Annotated in this window: 4 protein-coding genes; 1 reads left to right on the forward strand and 3 read right to left on the reverse strand. The window is 62.5% G+C overall.

Features of this window, described 5'->3' with window-relative positions:
• Positions 1 to 210: 210 nt before the first annotated feature.
• Genes QMX97_RS31690 through QMX97_RS31700 form a run of 3 tightly spaced genes read right to left on the reverse strand, consistent with a single transcriptional unit; the run spans position 211 to position 2,905 of the window.
• Positions 211 to 963, reverse strand: coding sequence for an Asp/Glu racemase (locus tag QMX97_RS31690; RefSeq protein ID WP_010210656.1), 753 nt, complete (start codon positions 961 to 963; stop codon positions 211 to 213).
• 14 nt (positions 964 to 977) lie between these two features.
• Positions 978 to 1,775 carry an alpha/beta hydrolase gene (locus QMX97_RS31695; protein WP_282398220.1) on the reverse strand — a complete coding sequence of 266 codons (798 nt, stop codon included), beginning with the start codon at positions 1,773 to 1,775 and terminating at the stop codon, positions 978 to 980.
• Positions 1,772 to 2,905: an FAD-dependent monooxygenase gene (locus tag QMX97_RS31700; protein WP_065904961.1), complete on the reverse strand. Its 1,134-nt coding sequence runs from the start codon at positions 2,903 to 2,905 to the stop codon at positions 1,772 to 1,774. Before QMX97_RS31700 ends, QMX97_RS31695 begins: the two co-directional genes overlap by 4 nt.
• A gap of 307 nt (positions 2,906 to 3,212) precedes the next feature.
• Here QMX97_RS31700 and QMX97_RS31705 point away from each other — a divergent pair, with 307 nt between their 5' ends.
• The gene (locus QMX97_RS31705; protein ID WP_282398221.1) at positions 3,213 to 4,265 is read left to right on the forward strand and encodes a 2,5-dihydroxypyridine 5,6-dioxygenase; all 1,053 of its coding nucleotides are present in this window, start codon (positions 3,213 to 3,215) and stop codon (positions 4,263 to 4,265) included.
• The last annotated feature ends 67 nt before the right edge of the window (positions 4,266 to 4,332 follow it).

Consider the following 4,332-nt stretch of genomic DNA (forward strand, 5'->3'; position numbering starts at 1 on the left):
GGGTGGCGAAGCCGCCCCAATAGAGCCCATGCGGTCTTTCAGGCAGTCCGCGGTGCCTGGTTTCAGGGCGGCTTCGCCCCCCCAACGCGGGGCAAGCCCGCTCACCACAACAAGCCGGCAGTCCACAAAAAAGCCTGCAATTCACAACCAGCCCGCTCACACCACAACAAGCGCGCCTACCAAAAAAGTCTCAGCCACTCCCTCGCTCCCTCAATAAGCACCAGACAGCAGGGCGCCCGCGCCGGGGACGATGGGTTCCAGGTCCAGGGCCTTGAGCATGGCGTAGGTGGTAGCGATGGCGGCGGTAAGCACTGGTTTGCCGGTTTGCGCCTCGACCTTGGCCACCACTGGCAGCGACTGCATCTGCACGCAGGCCGATAGCACGATCACGTCGACGCCTTCCAGGTTCATCCCGGCGACGATGGCCGGCAGGTTGGCCGGGTCGTGGCGGGCCACTTCGAGGTTGTCGGGAATCTCCAGCGCGCGCCAGTCCACCACCTCGAAGCCTTCTTCACGGATGTAGTTCACCACCAGTTCGGTCAGCGGCTTCATGTACGGCGCGACAATCGCGATGCGCTTGGCACCCATCACCTTGAGGCCTTCGATCAGCGCGCCGGCACTGGTGATGACCGGGGCGTTGGCGTCGTTGTCAGCAGTGGCCTTGCGCAGGCGCTGTTCGGAATTGCGGTGGTAACCCAGGCCCATGGCCATGATCGCCACCAGGCACGCGTAGCCCAGCACGTCGACCTTGGCGTCGGACAGCTCGACGGCGCAACGGTCGGACTCGCCGTCCATGGCCGCCAGTTCTTCCTTGCGCACTTGCTTCATGCGCATGCGGCTGGAGTGAAAGGTAAAACGCTCGGGCCGGATCGCCTGGCGGGCGGTGAGCATCGCCGGGATCTCGGTTTCCATGGTGGTGTTGGAACTCGGCACGATCTGGCCGATGCGGTAAGGCTTCTGCATGGTGGTCTCCATGGTTATTGTTCGAGGAAGTCGCCGAGAGCGTGGAAGAAACCGTCGAGGTCATCCCAGGGAATCATGTGTCCGGCATTCGGCACGCGGGCGACCTGGATGCCGGGTTGCAGGTCCTGGATTTCGGCAATGTCGTCATCGAGGATCACGCCCCCACGCCCGGCCACCATCAACAGGGCAGGGGCCTTCAGATGGGGCAGGTGCTGGTGGAAATCCACGCTGTGGAAGTCATTGAAGGCACGCACGATGGCGGGCTCGTAGCAGGTGTGCAGCCATTCCGCGCGCAGCTGCAGCTGCTCGTCGGTCCAGGTGGCGCAAAAGGCGCGCATCGCCTCGCCATCCATGCCGACCTGCGATTGGCGGATCGAATCGACATACCACGGCAGCTTGCTCGGGTATTCGCGGCGACCCGGGCCGGAGACGGGCGGGTCGATCAGCACCACGCGGTTGACGCCCTGGGGATGCAGCACGGCGCTGCGAACAGCAAAGCGCGCGCCCATCGAGTGGCCGATCAGGTGGTAACTCTTGAGGCCGAGTGCGTCGGCAAAGGCACCGATGTCCTCGGCGCAGGTGTCGGCGCTGTAGTCCAGTTCGGGCCCGGTCGACGACAAGCCGCGACCGCGTACATCCAGCACGTAGGTGTCGAACTGCGCGCCAAGACGCTCGGCGACGAAGCCCCAGGTGATCGCCGGGCTGGTGATGCCGGGGATCAGGATCAGCGCCGGGCCTTTGCCGCCGTAGCGCAGGTAGTGCTGGCGAATGCCGTTGGCCTGGACGTTGCCGCCGTAGAGGTAGGTGCTCACGCGGCCACCCCCGACTTGAGTTCCTGGGCATACAGGTCATAGCCATAGACCCAGGCCGGGTCTTCCTGGGTACGCAGCCAGGTATTGGCGTTGGACACGGCCTGCACGCGGGAGGCGCGCTCCTTGCGGTTGGCTTCGTAGAGCTGGAACGCGGTGCGGTAGTCGCTGATCCCGGTTTCCTGCAGGCAGCGGGTAAGCATCGCCGCGTCTTCGATGGCCATGCCGGCCCCCTGGGCCATGTGGGGTTTCATCGGGTGGCAGGCGTCGCCCAGCAGCACCAGGCGACCACGGCTCCACAGTGGCAACGGGTTGCGGTTGCGCAGCGGCCATTTGGTCACGCTTTCGGTGGATTCGATCAGCGCCTGCACGGTGGGGTGGTAGCCCTTGAACGCGTCGAACATCTCTTCGCGGCTACTGTCGACGAACGCGCCCTGGAAGTCCCATTCGGCATGCGGAACGCCGGTCACGTAGTAGTACTCGTCGCGCTTGCCGGTGGTGTAATACACCATCATGTGGCGGTCTTCGGTCCACCACTTGATGCAGTCTTCGAACTTGAGGTCGTACTTGGCCAGTTGGTCGCCACGGATCAGCGCGCGGTGCGCAACCCAGCCGCTGTACAGCGGTTTTTCCACGCCGAGCAGTTCTTCGCGGATCTTTGAATTGATGCCATCGGCGCCGATCACGATGTCGGCGTAGGTCACTTCGCCGTCGGCGAAGGTCAGGCGCACCTGGGTGTCGGTTTCTTCGAGGGTTTCCAGGCGCTTGTTGAAGTGCAGGGTGCCGGGCTTGAGGGTGGACATCTGCAGCGCGTGCAGGTCGCCACGGTGCACGGTGATGTAGGACGCGCCGTAGCCGGTGAGTGGAATGCGCGAGAGGTAGTCGCCACTTTCACCGCAGCGGCTGAACCAGTGCTCGGGGTGCGAGCCCATCAGGTCCAGCTGCTTTTCGATGCCCATGCGCCGGAAGATTTTCATGATGTTGGGGCCCATGTGGATCCCCGCGCCCAGTCGGGAAAATTCCGGCGCCTGCTCGTACACGTCCACATCGAAACCGGCTTGCTGCAACAGGGTGGCTGCAGCCGCGCCGCCCAGGCCGGCACCGACGATGGCGATTTTTTGTGTGCTTCCCATGGGGCGTGATCCTCTCTCTTGTTGATTGTCGGCGGCGTCTGTCCGCAAGGTTTTTAAAGTGTATACGCTCATTTTTTGAAATGGGAAGCCCACCTTTAAAAATTTATTTTTCAACCGTTATTTTCATCTGTAACGCTTTTTACCCTTTATCTGTTGGGTTTGTGTGGAAAGGTAACGTTTTGGCGTGGTGCTTGCAGTTCGCCTTCAATTCAGGTCTTATCGTTATTAAATGGCGTATACGCTATAAAAATGCACCAGAGTGAAGCGCGGTGCCTGAACGTGGTGCAGCCCCACAGGAGACAGGAAAATGCCGGTAAGCGATTGCAAACTGACCCAGATGTTTGAACACGTGCTGACGCTGTCGAAGGTCGACCCGACGCAGAGCGTCGCGGTGCTCAAGAGCCATTACTCCGACCCCCGCACCGTGCGCGCTGCGATGGATGCGGCGCAGCGCCTGGGGGCCAAGGTGTATGCGGTGGAGTTGCCATCGTTCAATCACCCACGGGCGATGGGCAATGACATGACCGCCTACTGCGGCGACACGGCGCTGACCGGCAATATCGCCGCGCAACGCGCGCTGGAAGCGGCCGACCTGATTGTCGACACGATGATGTTGCTGCATTCGCCGGAGCAGGAGCAGATCCTCAAGACCGGCACACGTATCCTGCTGGCCGTGGAGCCGCCGGAAGTGCTGGCGCGGATGCTGCCTACCGAGGAAGACAAGGTGCGTGTGCTGGCTGCCGAGCAGCTGTTGAAGCAGGCGCGCTCGATTCATGTGAAGTCGCGTGCCGGCAGCGATTTTCGTGCGGCGCTGGGGCAATACCCGTCGGTGACCGAGTACGGATTTGCCGACGAGCCTGGGCGCTGGGACCACTGGCCCAGCGGCTTCCTGTTCTCCTGGCCCAACGAAGAAACCGCCGAGGGCGTGCTGGTGCTGGACATCGGCGACATCCTGCTGCCGTTCAAGACCTATACCCGCGAGAAGATCACCCTGGAGATCGAGAAGGGCTTTATCACCAGTATCCATGGGGGATTCGAGGCCGAGTACCTGCGCGACTACATGAAGTACTTCAACGACCCCGAGGTGTACGGCATCTCCCACATCGGCTGGGGCCTGCAGCCTCGGGCGCAGTGGACCGCCATGGGCCTGCACGACAAAAACGACGGCATGTGCATGGACGCGCGGGCGTTCTACGGCAATTTCCTCTTCTCCACCGGGCCGAACACTGAAGTGGGCGGGACGCGCAAGACGCCGTGCCACATGGACATTCCGCTGCGCAATTGCGATGTCTACCTGGATGACCAGGCCGTCGTCATCGCCGGCGATGTGGTCGCACCGCCAGCCTCCCTGGCACGCTGAATAACCACTGTGGGAGCGGGCTTGCTCGCGAATGCGCTACGTCAGTCAACAATGCGCCACCTGACAC

The sequence above is a fragment of the Pseudomonas sp. PS01298 genome (genome assembly GCF_029959745.1).
Taxonomy (GTDB): Bacteria; Pseudomonadota; Gammaproteobacteria; order Pseudomonadales; family Pseudomonadaceae; genus Aquipseudomonas; species Aquipseudomonas aylmerensis.

Excerpts from the sequence above, each read along its gene's own strand:
- QMX97_RS31700 (WP_065904961.1), bottom strand. The coding sequence starts at position 2,905 with ATGGGAAGCACACAAAAAATCGCCATCGTCGGTGCCGGCCTGGGCGGC.
- QMX97_RS31705 (WP_282398221.1), top strand. The coding sequence starts at position 3,213 with ATGCCGGTAAGCGATTGCAAACTGACCCAGATGTTTGAACACGTGCTG.
- QMX97_RS31690 (WP_010210656.1), bottom strand. The coding sequence starts at position 963 with ATGCAGAAGCCTTACCGCATCGGCCAGATCGTGCCGAGTTCCAACACC.